General features: G+C 46.6%; 12 protein-coding genes. 2 read left to right on the top strand and 10 right to left on the bottom strand.

Features of this window, described 5'->3' with window-relative positions:
* Positions 1 to 14: 14 nt before the first annotated feature.
* From AC1DLM_RS03300 to AC1DLM_RS03320, 5 genes are all read right to left on the bottom strand, one after another.
* Entirely contained in the window at positions 15 to 1,553 is a 1,539-nt protein-coding gene (locus AC1DLM_RS03300; protein ID WP_441990813.1) for an extracellular solute-binding protein, read from the bottom strand.
* A 94-nt stretch (positions 1,554 to 1,647) separates the two neighbouring features.
* Positions 1,648 to 2,508 (bottom strand): carbohydrate ABC transporter permease, encoded by an 861-nt coding sequence (locus AC1DLM_RS03305; protein WP_441990814.1) that lies wholly within the window; start codon positions 2,506 to 2,508, stop codon positions 1,648 to 1,650.
* Positions 2,502 to 3,362 (bottom strand): ABC transporter permease, encoded by an 861-nt coding sequence (locus AC1DLM_RS03310; RefSeq protein ID WP_235549681.1) that lies wholly within the window; start codon positions 3,360 to 3,362, stop codon positions 2,502 to 2,504. The genes AC1DLM_RS03305 and AC1DLM_RS03310 overlap by 7 nt, the downstream gene beginning before the upstream one ends.
* 230 nt (positions 3,363 to 3,592) lie before the next feature.
* On the bottom strand, positions 3,593 to 5,380 hold the full coding sequence (locus AC1DLM_RS03315; RefSeq protein ID WP_441990815.1) for a sensor histidine kinase: 1,788 nt from the start codon (positions 5,378 to 5,380) through the stop codon (positions 3,593 to 3,595).
* A gap of 7 nt (positions 5,381 to 5,387) precedes the next feature.
* Positions 5,388 to 6,176: a response regulator transcription factor gene (locus AC1DLM_RS03320; RefSeq protein ID WP_441990816.1), complete on the bottom strand. Its 789-nt coding sequence runs from the start codon at positions 6,174 to 6,176 to the stop codon at positions 5,388 to 5,390.
* Between the two features lie 410 nt (positions 6,177 to 6,586).
* Here AC1DLM_RS03320 and AC1DLM_RS03325 point away from each other — a divergent pair, with 410 nt between their 5' ends.
* Positions 6,587 to 6,949 carry a hypothetical protein gene (locus AC1DLM_RS03325; RefSeq protein ID WP_441990817.1) on the top strand — a complete coding sequence of 121 codons (363 nt, stop codon included), beginning with the start codon at positions 6,587 to 6,589 and terminating at the stop codon, positions 6,947 to 6,949.
* Between the two features lie 581 nt (positions 6,950 to 7,530).
* Here AC1DLM_RS03325 and AC1DLM_RS03330 read toward each other — a convergent pair.
* From AC1DLM_RS03330 to AC1DLM_RS03350, 5 genes are all read right to left on the bottom strand, one after another.
* Complete coding sequence (locus AC1DLM_RS03330) at positions 7,531 to 9,753, bottom strand: hypothetical protein (RefSeq protein ID WP_477569116.1); 2,223 nt, start codon at positions 9,751 to 9,753, stop codon at positions 7,531 to 7,533.
* A 19-nt stretch (positions 9,754 to 9,772) separates the two neighbouring features.
* A complete protein-coding gene (locus AC1DLM_RS03335) occupies positions 9,773 to 10,948 on the bottom strand; it encodes an ABC transporter permease (protein ID WP_436233737.1) in 1,176 nt (391 codons plus the stop codon).
* Positions 10,945 to 11,670, bottom strand: coding sequence for an ABC transporter ATP-binding protein (locus AC1DLM_RS03340; protein WP_477569117.1), 726 nt, complete (start codon positions 11,668 to 11,670; stop codon positions 10,945 to 10,947). The genes AC1DLM_RS03335 and AC1DLM_RS03340 overlap by 4 nt, the downstream gene beginning before the upstream one ends.
* A 33-nt stretch (positions 11,671 to 11,703) precedes the next feature.
* Complete coding sequence (locus AC1DLM_RS03345) at positions 11,704 to 13,401, bottom strand: permuted SH3 domain-containing protein (protein WP_477569118.1); 1,698 nt, start codon at positions 13,399 to 13,401, stop codon at positions 11,704 to 11,706.
* Positions 13,402 to 14,052: 651 nt separating this feature from the next.
* Complete coding sequence (locus tag AC1DLM_RS03350) at positions 14,053 to 14,874, bottom strand: hypothetical protein (protein ID WP_477569119.1); 822 nt, start codon at positions 14,872 to 14,874, stop codon at positions 14,053 to 14,055.
* Positions 14,875 to 15,119: 245 nt separating this feature from the next.
* Here AC1DLM_RS03350 and AC1DLM_RS03355 point away from each other — a divergent pair, with 245 nt between their 5' ends.
* Positions 15,120 to 15,506: a DoxX family protein gene (locus AC1DLM_RS03355; RefSeq protein WP_477569120.1), complete on the top strand. Its 387-nt coding sequence runs from the start codon at positions 15,120 to 15,122 to the stop codon at positions 15,504 to 15,506.
* The last annotated feature ends 503 nt before the right edge of the window (positions 15,507 to 16,009 follow it).

Consider the following 16,009-nt stretch of genomic DNA (forward strand, 5'->3'; position numbering starts at 1 on the left):
CTTTCCTCACCATTTTACTTCAAGTAGCCAAGTTCTTTAATCCTTTTCTCCGCTGCATCCAAATACGCTTTATAATTCATGGAACTTTCCAATGTTTTGAGGAAGCTGTCATACTCGCTGAGCGGACGTTTGCCATACAGGAATTTGGAAAACTCCTCTTCAATGTAACGGCTCGCGTCTGCGGCATTATAGCCGGTTGGCATGTCAACAAAACCTGCCAATCCATCGATATGCGGCTGTTTACTTGCAAATTCCATAAATTTGGCCTGCGGACCGAATTTCACTGTCAAATACTCCATTTCCGGCCGTCCTGCGAATTGATACAACCAGAAGTAACCACCTTCTTTGCCCATCAGATCGGTCGGAACCACTTTAGTTCCTTCGAGATTGTAGTGCCTGCCCTTCACGCCGTATTGTACCAGCAAAGAACCATCTTTCGATGAAACATAATTAAGCAATTCGATGACCTTTTGCAGCTTCTCCGGATTTTTTTCAAGCGACTTCGGAATCGCATACATAGCTGCTGACTTCCCAATGTCGTAGACGCTTGCATATTTGCCGCCTGGACCTTTCAACGCATCGACCTGCACCCATTTGGCATTCGGATTAACCGCTTTCATCTGTTCAACGAATTGGTCCTTCGTCATATTCGGCCAATCCAGATAAACGATACCGGCTTGCCCTTTAATCGCCTTTTGTTGATGCTGGAGGCCTGTATTGGCCAAAAGCTCAGGATCCACAGAGCCAGAAGCAATCATTTTCTGAACAAAAGCAAGCGCATCCTTCATTCCAGGATCATACAGCGCGTTCACCATTTTATTATCTCTAACATAGATGCTCGGTGTACCACCGTCTTGACCAACGCCAAAGGCTCCGAAAACGGTATCAAATGCACCCGCTTTACCGCCTGTGAGACCATACGTATCTTTCTTTCCATTGCCGTCCGGATCCTTCTCTGTAAATGCTTTGGCCACTTCGAGCAATTCATCCGGTGTGGTAGGAACCTTCAGGTTCAACTTATCCAACCAATCCTGACGAATCCAATACGTATTGTAGGGAACCTGCGGTGACTTCGAAATTGCATACGTTTTACCGCCTAGCATCCCTTTCTTCAAGCTGTCCTCGCCAATAAAGTCTTTGGTTGGCTTCAGTTTGTCTAAATAAGGCGTCAGGTCAAGAAGAAGGCCTTGATCTGTGAATTGCTTTAGTTGCTGGCGGTCTACAGCGAACAAGTCCGGGAAGTTTGCAGAAGACATACGTACATTCAACTGATTTTTATAATCATCGCCTGATGCATATACGGTTAAATTGAGATCTGTGTTCAACACCTTATCTATCTCTTGCTTAATAATGTCTTGATCTGGAGAAGGAAGACCGCTGCCGGTTTCAATGATATCAAGCTTAACTGGTTTTGAGCTAGTTACCGCTTTGGTGCTCTCCGCTGGTTTGTCAGCGGGTTTATCTGCAGCAGGTGCTCCACCGCAGCCGGCAATTAGTGTTCCACCGGTGAAAGTCATAGCGAGAAGCATAGGTACGAGCAATTTCCTTTTCATAGATACCCCTTCTTTCTTTCAAAGTTAATGATGTTTCAATATGTCGCCGTTACCTGAATCTCAGGCTGCAGTCCTGATCATCTGGCATAYGGGGTCAACCCTTGACAGAGCCCATAAGCATGCCTTTGGTGAAATGCTTTTGGATAAACGGATATACAAGAATAATGGGTAAGCTTGCAGCGACAACAGATGCCATTTGCATCGTTTCAGTGGGCAGCATATTTTCAGCATTTTCCAGCGGTTGCTGGGTAAGCATGAGAATTTCACGAATAACGACTTGCAAAGGAAATAAACTGCGGTCTGTCACATACATAATCGCTTGGAAAAATTCATTCCAATGGCCGACCATATAAAACAAACCAATTGTGAGCATAGATGGCATTGAGAGCGGCAATACGATTTGCCATAAAATCCGGAATTCCTTTGCGCCATCCATCCGTGCGGATTCAAACAACTCTTCAGGAAGGCTTTCAAAAAAACTTTTCATAATCAGGATATTAAAACTCCAAATCGCATTTGGTAATATCATAGACCAAACAGAATCCAAGAGCCCTAGAGACTTTACAACTAAATAAGTTGGAATGAGTCCCCCGCTGAACAACATTGTAAAGACGACCATGAGAAGGAACAAGCTTCTGCCTGGCAGATTGCGGCGACTTAGTGGATAAGCCATTAGGGATGTCAATATCAGGTTTACCAGCGTACCTACAACGGTGATGAAGATCGTCACCCAGAAAGCCTTTGGTATATTCGTTTCGGTGAAAAGCTTGTGATACGCACTAAAGGTGACGGATTTCGGAATGAGGATGAAGCCTCCGTTTTTCAGTACCTCAGAGAATGGAGTAATGGATACGGCGATTACATACATCAGCGGTAGAATTGCCGCTAGCGCAGCAAGCCCGAGAATGATAATGACGATCGTATTCACGATCCGGTCTTCCCAGCCTCTTACCATATGCCCTCACCCCACTTCTTAGATAATTGATTGGAACCAAGGACCAGAACGAGCCCGATCACGGATTTGAACAAACCGACGGCAGCCCCCAGGCTGAAGTTAAGCTGCTGCAGTCCTGTTCGGAATACCCAGGTATCCAATATATCTGCAACTTGATACACTTGAATATTATAAAGAATATAGATTTGATCAAAACCGGCATCCATAATATGTCCCAGCTTCAAAATGAGTAGAAGCACAATGACATTTCGAATGCCTGGAAGCGTAATGTGCCAAATCATCCGAAGACGGCTTGCACCATCAACTCGGGCTGCCTCGTACAAGGTCGGATCAATTGCTGTCATTGCAGCCAAGTAGATAATGGCCCCCCAGCCTAGATCTTTCCAAACTTCCGAACTTACCAGAATCGTACGGAAGTAATCAATCGATGTCATGAATCCGATAGATTGTCCGCCAGCATCTTCGATCCAGCGATTGACGATTCCGGAGTTTTGCGATAGAAGCGCCATTAGGATCCCATAAATAATGACCCAAGATAAGAAGTGCGGCATGTACGTTAGCGTCTGGACAACAGTTCTGAACCAACGAAGCCTGCATTCATTGAGAAGCAACGCCATAATGATTGGTGGAGCCATACCGAACAGCAGCTTATAAATGCTAATAACGAAGGTGTTAACCATGAGCTGTCCGAAATACGGAGAATTAAAAAACGTTTGAAAATGTTTGTACCATGGATCCGCCCAACCACTGCCGAGAATGCCATCCAATATTTGAAAATCTTTAAACGCAATGATTACACCGTACATGGGAATGTAGCGGAATATAATGTAGTAAGCAACACCGGGCAACAGCATGAGGTAAAATGCACGGAAGGCCCAAACCTGCCTAGCAGATAGTTTAAACCTGGATTCCTTTACCTTGTTCCCCGCCTTTGTTTGCTGTTCAATCATGATTTGCTGATCCATAAGGACACCTCTTTTCCATCTCTGTACTCGCTTCCAACGGGTTACGTTTAGTATAGCAAGCGCTTTCTTTGGAAAATATACAGTGATCCTGCGAAAATGTCCGAATTCTTGCAAACGTTTTATTTTGGTTTCTCTGTATGTTCTACAGATGGAAGCTCGATGCGGATTAACGTACCAACCTCCGGAATAGAGAAGATAGTCAGGCCGTATTCGGGGCCAAAATGAAGTCCAATTCTCTCATGAACATTCATAATTCCGATTCCGGTAAACCTGTGTTTGCTCGGTGCTTTGTGCCTCTCCGCAAATAAACCGTCCAACTGCTCGGAATCCATGCCCAGCCCGTTGTCTCTGACTGTAATAATCAGTTTATCTTTGAGGCATTTTGTCCGAATTCGAATGGTTCCCGTGCGCTTTAACGGGACGAGTCCATGGAAAATGGCATTTTCTACAAGTGGCTGCAAGGTTAATTTCAGAATCGTTTTCGATTGCGTTTCAGGTGCAGCTTCTATTTCCATTGTGAATTTATCGCCATAACGTACTTTCTGAATGTATGCATACATTCTCAGCCCTTCTAGCTCATCGTTTAAGGTAACGAACTCAGTGGTTTTATCAAAGCTGAACGACAATAAGCCTACAAGCGTCTTGATCGCTTCTCGAACTTCGTTGATTTTGTGCTGTTTAGCCAAAGAGCTAATGCAGGCGAGGGTGTTGTAGAGAAAGTGCGGGGCAATTTGGCTCTGGAGCATTTTCAGCTCAAACTGCTTCTTCCGCCGTTCTGCTTCCTTCGTCTCATGCAGCAAATGATGAATACGCTCCATCATAGCGTTATAACTGCGCGCCATCCGGCCAATCTCGTCATTCCCAGTCACATGAATGGTGTGAAGCACCTCCATATCACGAACCCGGTCCATCTTTGCAACTAAAGTACGCACGGGCAATGTAATGTAGCGACTTATCATATACGTACTGACCAATACAAGGAAAATCCAAAAAACTCCCGCCGTACTGAACGTACGGTAGAGACTGCTAATATTATGATAGAAAAAACTATTCTCATAGAAGGCGACAAAATACCAACCGAGCTTGTTCATTCCTGATTTTACAGCGACTAAGTCACCTTCTGCTCCTTGAATCTCTGACGCGCCAAGTGGAAGCTCCGCTATTTGGTCAACGAAACCTGCATTTAGTTCTGGCGGAAAAACACTCGTATTGTACGGAAGCAATCGATAGGAACTTAGAGGAAGACTAGCATCGAAGGCATGAACAACGTTCCTTTTATTAGTAATGATCGAGAATGTTTGATTTTTCGTATTCATGAATTGAGCAATCAAACTCGTTAACTGAACGAGATCGATTTCCACGACAGCCATTCCTTTAAATGACTTCGTCGAAGAAGATTGGATTGGCAGAACGAAGGCGACTGTTTTTCCCGACATGGAGGATTGATACGGTTCGGAAATGAACATTCCGTAGGTTTCTTTGGCTTTTGTAAGCAACATGGGGATTTGCGGATTTCCGATAATATCAAAAGTGGTTTGAGAGTTCGAGATGATATTGCCATCTTCACGAACCAAATAGAGCGACTTATATAGCGTACTGTTCATTTTCGCATAGGCACGCAAATTCTCCGAAGCTTCCTTCTCCATGCCTTCATTTAGTAAATCTTCACGGGTAGAGATGAGTAGAAGAATGTTTTGCACATTGTCCAAATAGGCATTCATATAGAGATTTGTTCGATCAATAATAATTTGGGCATCCGAAACGACTTGCTTCCGAAACAAATCCTCTGCTTCGCGCAAGTTGATCCAGGCAAGTCCCCCTAGCAAAACCAGTGTCCCTAGTGACAAAAAAAGAAAATGTTTGGCCAACATGCTCCAACCACTGAACCATGAGATAAGCGCTTTCATATTGTCATCAGCCCTTTTTATAGTCTGTAGGTGCTACACCGGACCAAGTCCGGAAAAGCTGTGAGAAATACCGATAGCTGGGTATGCCTACCTGTTCGGCAACTTCGTACACTTTAAGCTGTGTGGTCTGAAGCAGGATCATGGCTTTCTCCATACGCAGCCTGGTAACATAATCGTTGAAGGATTCTCCTGTTTCTTCCCGAAACAGTCGGCTAAGATAGTACGAGCTCAGACCAACCTCTGCGGATACAGAAACTAGCGTAATGGGCTCCCCTAGCTTATTCTCAATGATTCTTTGAGCAAGTAGTACTTCTCTCCTAATCTTTCGAACGTCACTTGCTTCGGATTCTGGCAGACTGGATATCTCCCGTTTCATTCGTTCTTGTTCATATTGCTTAAGATCGACTTCACGCCTAATCGCTTCTCTCGCCTTTACAACCAGTGCCTTCATGTCCTCTTCGTCAAAGGAAAGCTTGGTAAAATAGTCCAAGGCTCCGAGCTTCAGCGCTTCTTGGGCATAATGAAAATCGCTATGACAGGTTAGCAGTGCGAACTGAATAAGCGGAAATCTCTTTCTTACTAGGCGAAAAAGTTCTAATCCGTCCATAATGGGCATCGTGATATCCGATATAACAAGATCCGGCTGTAGGGCTTCACACAGCGCCAAAGCCTCTTCGCCATTCTCAGCTTCCCCTGCAAGTTCAGCTTCGAACGAATGCCACGGCATCGTCCTAAGCTCATGTCTTAACGGCTGTTCATCATCAATGATTAGCACCTTTATCGGCGTAGCAGACACATCAAGCACCACCCTATCATTGAATTGGTTTGAATAATAAGGACCATTATAGCAGTTTTTATGACTATCGATATATTCCAATAATTGATAACTTATACACAATATTTGTACAAAAAGGTAAGGCTGTTGCTCTCGCTCACATAGATGCGCAGAAGCAGACAAATCCAAGACAATCCATCCGGATGTCTTGAAGTGCCATTTTCCGCATGCAATCTCCTCCTCCGTCTCACATACCACTGGTTATAATTGCTCTTCATTAGTCTAATCTTGGGTTCATTCACACAAACCCCGAATCTATTAAACAATCAATCTATTAACACATTTTCTCTTATATAGGTAAATCTAGTTAACGGGCACGCCACCTTCGACATCTACTATAAGCAGATAGAGAGAAGGAGGTGAAAACATAGATGGAGAACAAAAAACGCAGCATCCCTACTCTCAAAGATTCTGGCAAGCTTGGCAAATCGTACACGCGCGTCCCGCTCGGCAAAAATTTTGGTCCTACACAAACGCTTAGACGACTTACTATTCTTTGGGTAGATAACGCCGGTGTTCCTTTCGTCACTTCAGGCTTTTTCTGTGAGGCTCGTACTTTAAATGGAACCCGCCTTGCAACTGCTCGCTTTGATGCATTTGGAACTGCCGTATTCCGTACAATCGGTACCCCTACTACACGTACTTTAGTTCTTAGAACTTTTGATGCAGACGGCGTCATCTTCCGTACACGTACGGTTCGTTCTGGTATTTCGGCTTTCGTATTTATCGGCTAATTAACCAGAAACAGCCCACCCCCGATAAATTCGAGGGAAGGGCTGTTTTCTCTTACTCATTTCTTCTTTACATATAAGTTCCAGGCCATATACAACAGTACCCCTGTCCCACTCCCTAGGAGAAACCAGTACACTTTTGACATACTACCGACTGACTGCGCAAGTAAGGGGTCCATTGACTGCACCTGCCGTTGTCTAGTATAATTTACTCATAAATGGCGTATAAATAGGCAAGGGACAAGTACACAACCGATTGGTTATTTACTGGTTCCTCTCAGAAAAAGTAATCCCCAACTTGTCTAGGGTCGGGAGGATTACTTTTTTCTTTTATCCTGGGAACCGTTCAACACTTTAGCTAAAACCTTTAGCAAAGTAACTGCGAACATTGCTCCTGCGATAAAATACTTCACGTTTTCGTCCATACGCTTTCACCTCCTTGCCTGTGAGATGAAAGTTTCCCAACCGCTATGTACTTGTCCTTATCAAAATTGTAGCATAACCGCCTCATTATGGAAATAAATTCCGATTAACCAAAAACAGCCCAACCCCCGGCAAATCCAAGGGTAGGGCTGTTTTCTCTTTTACTTAAATTGCTTCAGAAGGCGCTTCGCCGTTCCGTTCGGTGTGTTAATGACTTCGTACATATTGACGACGATGCCGTTATTCACTTGCTCGTTTTTCAAACCAGAAATCGTTACTCGCTGGCTGCCGCTCGTTAGTTTGCCCGTGCCCATTAATGAAGCATCTTGAGTACCAACGATACGACCGAGAGAGTCGACCATTTCGAATTGGATTTTGGAGAAATTAGAATCAATAATGACTTGATCTTCATGGGTAATATCCATGTCGAGTTGAAGAACATACGAATAGGTTCCGCCGCTATACGTCCAGCCAATCGAGCTGTCATTGACTTTAAGTGAGAATGGATAGATCGCGATGGTATCCCCAGTTTCTACTCCCTGTAGAGCCACTTTGAACGTCCCTGCGGACACATTGCCTTCAGAGACAGACTTATCATCGTACACATTCAGCGCAAATGAATCATCCTCTGTCGTTTCCTTATTAGGCAGCAAGTAGGAGTAGCTGACTACATAGGAGCTGCCTGGTGTAATTTGCGTAGCCGCCGCGCTTTGGCGAGAGCCGGTGTAGGCATTGCCTTTATTATCGATAAGCTCGTTCTGGAGCTCAGGCAGTGCAAGCGTGCTCGTACCGTTGTTCGTGATTTTGTATTTGGCGATCGCGGTTTTGTAGCCAAGATCATCATTTTCATGCGCATGAAGCTCGATGAGCGACACATCCAGATTCGGATTCACAACGCTGCTGCCCAGAGCAAGCTTGGTTCCAAGCACATAGTTTACCGCTGTGGTGAAGCCGTTTTGGGCTTCGCTCGCACCTTTGAGCAGGAACACAGCCACAGGCTGTTGCCCTGATGTTGTCGTTGTACTGTTACCTGTTGTCGTTGTACTGTTACCTGTTGTCGTTGACCCGCTTCCAGTCGTCGCTCCACTATTACCTGTCGTTGATCCACTCCCCGTACTACCAGTCGTGGTCCCACTTCCCGCCGTGCTAGCCGCTGCTTTCTGCCACAGCACGAGCTGTGCCGCATTCGGATCGACGCCTGTCGGCAACGTTGCATTGAAGTAATAAGTCGCCGTCTCCTTCGGTGCTAAAAAGCTGCTGCGCGTACTGTTATCTGTTGATGACACGGATGAGCCCGAGTCTCCGAACTGGTAGGAGGCTGCTAATGAAGGAACAGGAGCTACAGCGTCCCCATCATTGCTTAGCGTAACCACGGTCTGAACGTGGACACCATCCGCTTGAATCGAATACGTAGACGAGCTTGCCTGCGCTGTTACGTTCTCGCCATCCTGCTGCCCGGCATAACTCTGTTTCACGCCCAAAGCTACCGTATTCAGCGACGAATTCATACCCAAAGTTCCTAGTGAAACATCTTCACTTTGATTGAGGTAATAATATTCCAACGTTAGCCCGATTGTCGGTATGCCTTTGGAAATGAGCGTTTTAAGTGTTAATGTATCGGACTGATTCGGCAGAATAGCTGTATCCGCCCCACTCGCAACAGTCGCCGTGTATTTCAAGCCATTGGCATCCACAAGTCTAGCCAGCAAACCTGCGGGTACTTTCACGCTGCTTGAGCCTAGGTTCTTCGCTGCAACTTGCGTGTACATGTACCATTTGCCATTCTCGGTCACACGTACACTCTGCCCTAATTGAAAAGCAAGGGACGCATCATTCGCTAGTGTGCTGTCTAGCGTGCGTAAGCTAATAATCTCTTCTGGGGCTTCCAACTGTCCATCTTGAATGACGGAGGCAATCGGCAGCTCACCGAGATGATTCATGAAATCGGATTGATTGTAATCCCAGCGGAATACATCCACTTTCAAATCAGCAGCAGATTCACCAGCTGGTAAATTCGCGTAGAATCGGAAGCTTTCCTCTTGCCCGCCACTCACGATGCCGCTCTTTTTCTCACTCAAATTGGCCGTGTAGCTATGTCCAGCACTGTCCGTCACGCGCACACCATACTTGTTAAAATCAAGCGTCTGATTTTCCCCATTATGGAACAGGACGGAGAACTGCAAGGATGAAGAGGAAAGTGAGGCTCTATTTAGCATAAAATAGGAATCCTTCGAGATAAAAACGCCTTCAGATGCAGCGTGTGCGGATGGCGCCGGAACTGCCCATGAGGCAGCCAGCAAACTTCCCGTCAGCAGTACAGCTAATCTCGTCTGTTTAAGTGAGTTTTTGGATCGGAGTCCAATCGATGTTAGTTGACGAATCATGGTACAAACCTCCTGTTGCCTAATCGTAACGCAGCGCGTCGATAGGTTTTAATTTTGATGCTTTATTCGCTGGATATAAACCGAAAATGACACCAACAAGTGCTGAGAATAAGAATGCGTAAAACCCAACGTTGAGCGATAGGCTCGTCTCTTGGCTTGGATTGATATACGGCCAGGCCAGTGATAAGGCGACCCCGACCAGCAAACCAATCAAACCACCCATACCGCTAATCAAGGTAGCTTCGACTAGGAATTGCAGCAAAATATTTCTCCGCTTCGCCCCAATCGACTTCCGGATCCCGATCTCCCTTGTTCGCTCACTCACGGTGACGAGCATAATATTCATAATCCCGATCCCGCCTACAAGCAGGGAAATCGCTGCAACAGCAACCAATTGGTTGGTCAGCGTACTAGACGCCGTTTGTCTTGCGCTAATGAGCTCGGATGAGTTCAAAATATTGTATCCAGTTGTACTTTTAAATTTCTGATATAAGTACGCTTCAACAGCTAATTGTGCACGGCTGACGAGATCACCAGAGGATGCTTCCACATAGGCGGTCCGAATGTTACCTAGCTTAAAATCCCGGCTCATCGTCGGCAGCGGCACTAACACGGAGCTATCCAATGAGGTTCCGCTCGTATTGGAGCCCTTCGTTTGAAGAACACCGATAATCGTGTACATATAGCCCTTCACATTAATTTCTTCGTCAATCGGGTCTTCCTTGCCAAAAAACTTCGTCGCCACTTCACTCCCGATAACCGCAACGTGATTGCGGAAATCCAGATCTGCCTGAGCGAGGAAACGTCCGCTGGCCATCTTCCCCTTTTGCAACTCCAAATAACGGTCATTCGTTCCGATCACATTATAGCTCTCCGTTGTCCGGTCGAACTTAATGGAGCTATTCTGCGTCATTGTGGGTGCAATCGACGAGATGCCCGCTGTACCCTCCAGGGTCATGAACTCATCATAATTCAACTGTGTGGCGCGCCCGTTCCCCATCAGGTTAACTGTTAGCAGATTCGTCCCCAGACCTTCGTACTGCTTTTCGATGGCTTTGGACGTCCCTTGACCGATGGACACGAGCGTAATCACCGAAGCAACTCCGATAATAACGCCTAGCATGGTCAGAATCGTTCGTAACGGATTAGAACGAATCGTGCTCATCGCCATTTGGAAAAGCTCCCAAATTCTCATGAATGCGCCTCCTCTAACTTAGGCACTTCAACGGACCACGCATCATTGCGTGTATCACTGACGATTTCACCATCTCGCAGCGCCACCACGCGCTTCGCGTTGTCTGCAATGTGATGGTCATGGGTGATTAATACAATCGTATTGCCCTGCTGATTTAATTCTTTGATCAACTCGAGTACCTCGATTCCCGTCTTCGAATCCAAGGCGCCTGTTGGTTCATCCGCTAGAATGAGCGACGGTGAAATGGCCAACGCTCGCGCAATCGCAACCCGCTGCTGCTGTCCACCCGAAAGCTCACTTGGCTTGTGATGTCCGCGCTCACCCATACCGAGCTTCGCCAGCATCTTTTTCGCCTGTTCTTTCCGTTGCTTAGGAGGAATTCCCGCATAAATCATCGGCAACTCCACGTTTTCCGTCGCTGTCAGCCTCGGCAACAGGTTAAACTGTTGAAAAATAAAACCAATCTTCCGATTGCGCAGCTGAGCAAGTCCGTTGTCTGACATTTTCTCAGTAGCTACGCCATCTAATGTATATGAACCTGACGTCGGACTGTCTAGTAGCCCAATGGTATTCATCAACGTCGATTTCCCCGATCCGCTGGGACCAATAATGGCGACAAAATCCCCTTCTGCAATATGCAAGGTAATGCCGCGCAAAATCTGCAATTCCTCCGCACCACGGGTGTAGCTCTTCGTGATTTCATTTAGCTCAATGATATTCATCCCATTAACTCCTTTCCGGGCGAGATTAGCTCCTTATTGACGCGCTCCGCCGCCGCCACCGCCAGCATTACCACCACCCTGGAAACCACCGCCGCCAGCTCCACCAGCACCGCCTTGGAAGCCGCCTGCACCACCTGGGAAGGCACCTCCGCCTGGGAAGCCTTGCTGTTGCTGGTTTGTCGTTGTTGTTGCTCTACGTACTGGCATGACAACCTCTTCGCCTTCTTTTACGCCATCAAGCACTTCAACTTGCGTTTTGCTGCGAATACCTACTTTTAACTCCCGCTCTTCCGTCGTACCATCGGCCTTCTTCACCGTAACCGTCGACTTGCCTCTTGTTGTTGTCACTACTTGGATCGGAAGAACGAGAATATCCTTCTTATCTTGGATGAGGATTTCAGCGGTCGCCGTCATCGCATATTTCAAATCGTTCTGAGCCGTATTCGGAATCGCCACAACCGCATCATACGTGGTCACGCCATTCGTCGTTGTCCCCACATTGGACACAGAAGTCACTTCACCTGTAAAAGTTTTCCCTGCAATCGCATCGACTTTTACGTTAACCTTTTGTCCGACCTTCACACTCGTCAGATCAAGCTCATCCACAGCAATTGCGAGCTGCATCGTACTTAAACTAGCCACGGCACCCAGCGTTGTGTTCGCATTAATTTGCGCGCCAACTGGGTAATTCCGAAGAACGTTATTTTTACTGTTGGCAAAATCCGCTGAGAACACGCCATCAAACGGTGCTTTGATCGTCAATTGATCGACTTTTTGCTGCGCATCGCTGACACGGATTTTCTGGCTTTCAATCGCAGATTGCTTGGCGACGATATTCTTTTGGAGGTCGTCGTTAAAAAGGGTCACAATGAGATCGCCTTGTTTAATTGTATCGCCATCTTTGAATTTCAGTGTTTTCACCGTACCGCTAGCTTCAGAGAAAATAGACGCCGTGCGGACATAAGCCAGTGCAGCCTGATCGGAGGACGCTACTTTGGTGCTGCCGCTGCCGATGCTGCCTTTGACCTTCAAGCCTGCCGAAAGTGTACCGTCGTTATCCACGAGTACATCGACCAAAACCACCTTATTTCCATTCGCGTCGGCACTAATTTCGTGACCGATGGTATCGACAGCACCAACCTTCGATAGCAAGTAACCATCCACGCTTAGCTCCACGGGGTCACCTTTTTTCAATTGCACCGCTTCTTGCAGTGAAAATGGCAGTTTCACCTTAAACTGCGTTGTATCTGAAATCGTACCGATCTTCGTCGTTTTATTCACTTGGCTACCGACATCGAAATTAGCATTCAAGGTAATCTTGCCTGACATCGGAGAGGATACGCTCATATTTCCTTGTTCAGACTTCAGCTCCGCTAGATCACTTTCCAGCTGTCCCAAAGTCACTTGCGCTTCCTTCAAATTCGTTTCCGTGGACGGGACAGAAAGTTCGACGAGCACATCGCCTTTTTTCACCGCTTGATTCTGGGTTAAATTCATCGTTTTGATGATCCCTTCGATCGGGATCACAATGTTTTGCTTATCCTTAGCGTCCAATTGGGAGGTACCTGATACGGCCATCGAAATGGCGCCCTTGGCCACTTTCATTGTTGTTTGTTGTGTCGCCGCTGTTGCTGGCTTCGCATTATTATGTACATAGTAGTATGTACCTGCCCCACACAGGATGGCCGCCAGGGCTACAATGAGCCACCTTTTCTTATTGCCTACTTTCATCCGTCATAACCCCTCTCACGGTTTACCTAAACACTCGTTGCCTAGGTCGTACAATCTTCACAAGATGTAGTCTACTAGGGGCGACTGAAACCTGTCTGAGTGTAAGCTGAAAGTAGGTTGAACGAAAGCTGAGTGTTTGCTGAAAATGGGGAGGGGTAACATGCCGCAGCTTGGGCTGTTACTGGGCAACTGCCAGGGACAGGGCCGGTGGCTGATGCCTGGGCCTGGGCCTGGACAGGGATAGGACAGTGCCGGTGCTACTACCGCTAAGGCTACGAACGCGAATGCTGCTACTGTTTGCCGCCACCCAACTGCCGCCAAGACTGCCCCTGCCCCTTCGTCCGCCCCCGACTCCCGAATAACTGGAAAAACGCCATCTAATTCTCTGGATTTCCATCAAATTTAGAGAGTAGATGGAAAATGTACATCTTTTTTCACTTTCTGACGTGTTTCGCCTAATAGCCCGAAATTAGCTGTACATTCTACAGTTAGTAGAGTGAACGGGAGAATTCATGCGAAATTAACTGTATGTTTTCCAGTTGTTATGACTTAGCTACTTTAACAGCTCCCTATCTAGCAAAATTGCATCTAATCTTCCACCTCAAGCACAAAAAGCCGCTCACATGGTGAGCAGCTTCGTATGACATCCCCTTAGTTGGTAGCTGTCGGGGCTGGTGTTGCTGATTGTTTGGATGCATCCCGATTAGGACGACCTTGACCGCCTTCAGGACGCTGGTGAGCCGTACCTTTTTCCTCTACAGCCTTCTTAATCGAATCCGTCATGCCGTCTTTAATTTTGCTGATCAAATCATCTTCGCTAATGCCTTTCGCTGTTGCGATATCCACGAGGGATTTACCAGATTCTAGCTCTGTTCTCAGTTTATCTTGAGTAAGACCTAGAATTGTCGTAATGACCTCCGGATTGCCGAAGTGTCCTGCGCCAAATCCTCCAGGGCCTCCTGGGCCACCTTTACCGCCGCCTGGAAAACCGCCTTTAAAGCCTGTGCCATCAATTTGCTTCGTTAACTGGTCGCTAAGACCTTTAATAATCTCGTCTGCCTTCTCTTGGGTCAGCTTCCCAGCTGTGGCTTCAGCTGTAATTGTAGCTGTCTCGGCTGCAACAAGCTTGGATAAGTAATCTTCCTTCGATAGTCCTTTTTCAAGAGCAAACGCTGCTAATGTTTTATCTGCTTTAAGTGCTTCCTGCACAGCACTTTCTTCAACACCTAGAATCGTTGCCGTTTCTTTGATCACGTTGCCACCACGGAAGCCACCGCGATCTCCCATTTGTCCACGACCTTTATCGTTAAAGCCTTTACCGCCCTGTCCTGCTTTTGGTGCCGCTGTGCTCGTGGAATTACCGACTACTGTATCTGCGAACGCTTCATTATGTAGGGCTCCTACTAAGCCAACTCCGATGACAAAAGATGCTACTAGTGAACCTGCGAGAATTTTTTTGCTGATTTTTTTCATAATTTTATTCCACCTCATCTTTAGATTTGTGTGTTTCCCTTACAAAACCAAGTATAGCCCCCTTACCTGAAACCCATCTGAGCGTAAACTGAAGGTTGGTTGAGAGCTATCTGAGAATTGGCTGAAAATGGCATGGAAAAATATCGCATCATTTTTTACGTACTGGTGTTCGCTTTTACCATTGTTTATGGTAGAATAAGGATCATATGGGCACAATTCCGAAATAGATAGGGGGACGCTGTTTAATGTCTTATCGTAAAGAACGCAACATGCTAATTGCTTACTGGGTAACCACCATCCTAGGACCTGCAAGCTTCGTCATCGGCGGATTCTTCTTCATTACCCATGGCGAGCAGCAAATCGCTACGTTGACCGGGCTCGGATATCCCGAGTATATCTTAACCATCCTGGGCTTCTGGAAGCTGATGGCCGTCATCGCCATCCTGATCCCGCGTTTTCCCCGACTGAAAGAGTGGGCATATGCTGGCTTTTTCTTCGAGCTCTCGGGAGCCGCGGCTTCGCATATTTTGAATGGCGACAGTCTAGCTCTCGCTGCCCAACCGCTAGTGTTTCTAGCGCTCGTCATGGCTTCATGGGCACTTCGCCCGCGCAGCCGCAAGCTTGTCTCATAGCTGTTGAAGCAGAAAGGCCAACCGTTTGGCGGTTGGCCTTTCGTGTTTGTGCTGGTGGGATAGACGATAATGGTGGGGGCGAGGGGGGTGAGTAACTAGTCAGTCTGTAGGTGGGAGGCGATAATCGTGTGCGATAGAGTACTATGTCGATGAATGCGAGGAGTTTCAGTAGCTAGTTTGTGGTGGAAGGCAATCACTGTGTGCAGCTGGATGCTATGCTGGTGGGGGCGCGGAGAGTAGCTGAACTTTTTTCGTATAACAGATAACTGCAGGTTCCCGCATACTTAATACTTCTCGCCTACTCTACTCTACTCTACTCTACTCTACTCTACTCTACTTCACTTCACTTCAATTCAATTCAATTCAATTCAATTCAATTTACTACTTTCCTCAACTCCTTACACTTACACTTACACTTACACTTACACTTTCTCTTTCTCTTTCTCTTCCAATTCCACTTCCCATTCCCCCCTCACAACCATTAACTGTAAAAAGTACAGTTA

Source organism: Paenibacillus sp. 01T442 (assembly GCF_056398345.1).

Coding starts and splice junctions, on each gene's coding strand:
- AC1DLM_RS03330 (WP_477569116.1), bottom strand. CDS start 9,753: ATGATTCGTCAACTAACATCGATTGGACTCCGATCCAAAAACTCACTT.
- AC1DLM_RS03340 (WP_477569117.1), bottom strand. CDS start 11,670: ATGAATATCATTGAGCTAAATGAAATCACGAAGAGCTACACCCGTGGT.
- AC1DLM_RS03300 (WP_441990813.1), bottom strand. CDS start 1,553: ATGAAAAGGAAATTGCTCGTACCTATGCTTCTCGCTATGACTTTCACC.
- AC1DLM_RS03355 (WP_477569120.1), top strand. CDS start 15,120: ATGTCTTATCGTAAAGAACGCAACATGCTAATTGCTTACTGGGTAACC.
- AC1DLM_RS03335 (WP_436233737.1), bottom strand. CDS start 10,948: ATGAGAATTTGGGAGCTTTTCCAAATGGCGATGAGCACGATTCGTTCT.
- AC1DLM_RS03350 (WP_477569119.1), bottom strand. CDS start 14,874: ATGAAAAAAATCAGCAAAAAAATTCTCGCAGGTTCACTAGTAGCATCT.
- AC1DLM_RS03345 (WP_477569118.1), bottom strand. CDS start 13,401: ATGAAAGTAGGCAATAAGAAAAGGTGGCTCATTGTAGCCCTGGCGGCC.
- AC1DLM_RS03315 (WP_441990815.1), bottom strand. CDS start 5,380: ATGAAAGCGCTTATCTCATGGTTCAGTGGTTGGAGCATGTTGGCCAAA.
- AC1DLM_RS03310 (WP_235549681.1), bottom strand. CDS start 3,362: ATGCTGTTGCCCGGTGTTGCTTACTACATTATATTCCGCTACATTCCC.
- AC1DLM_RS03325 (WP_441990817.1), top strand. CDS start 6,587: ATGGAGAACAAAAAACGCAGCATCCCTACTCTCAAAGATTCTGGCAAG.
- AC1DLM_RS03305 (WP_441990814.1), bottom strand. CDS start 2,508: ATGGTAAGAGGCTGGGAAGACCGGATCGTGAATACGATCGTCATTATC.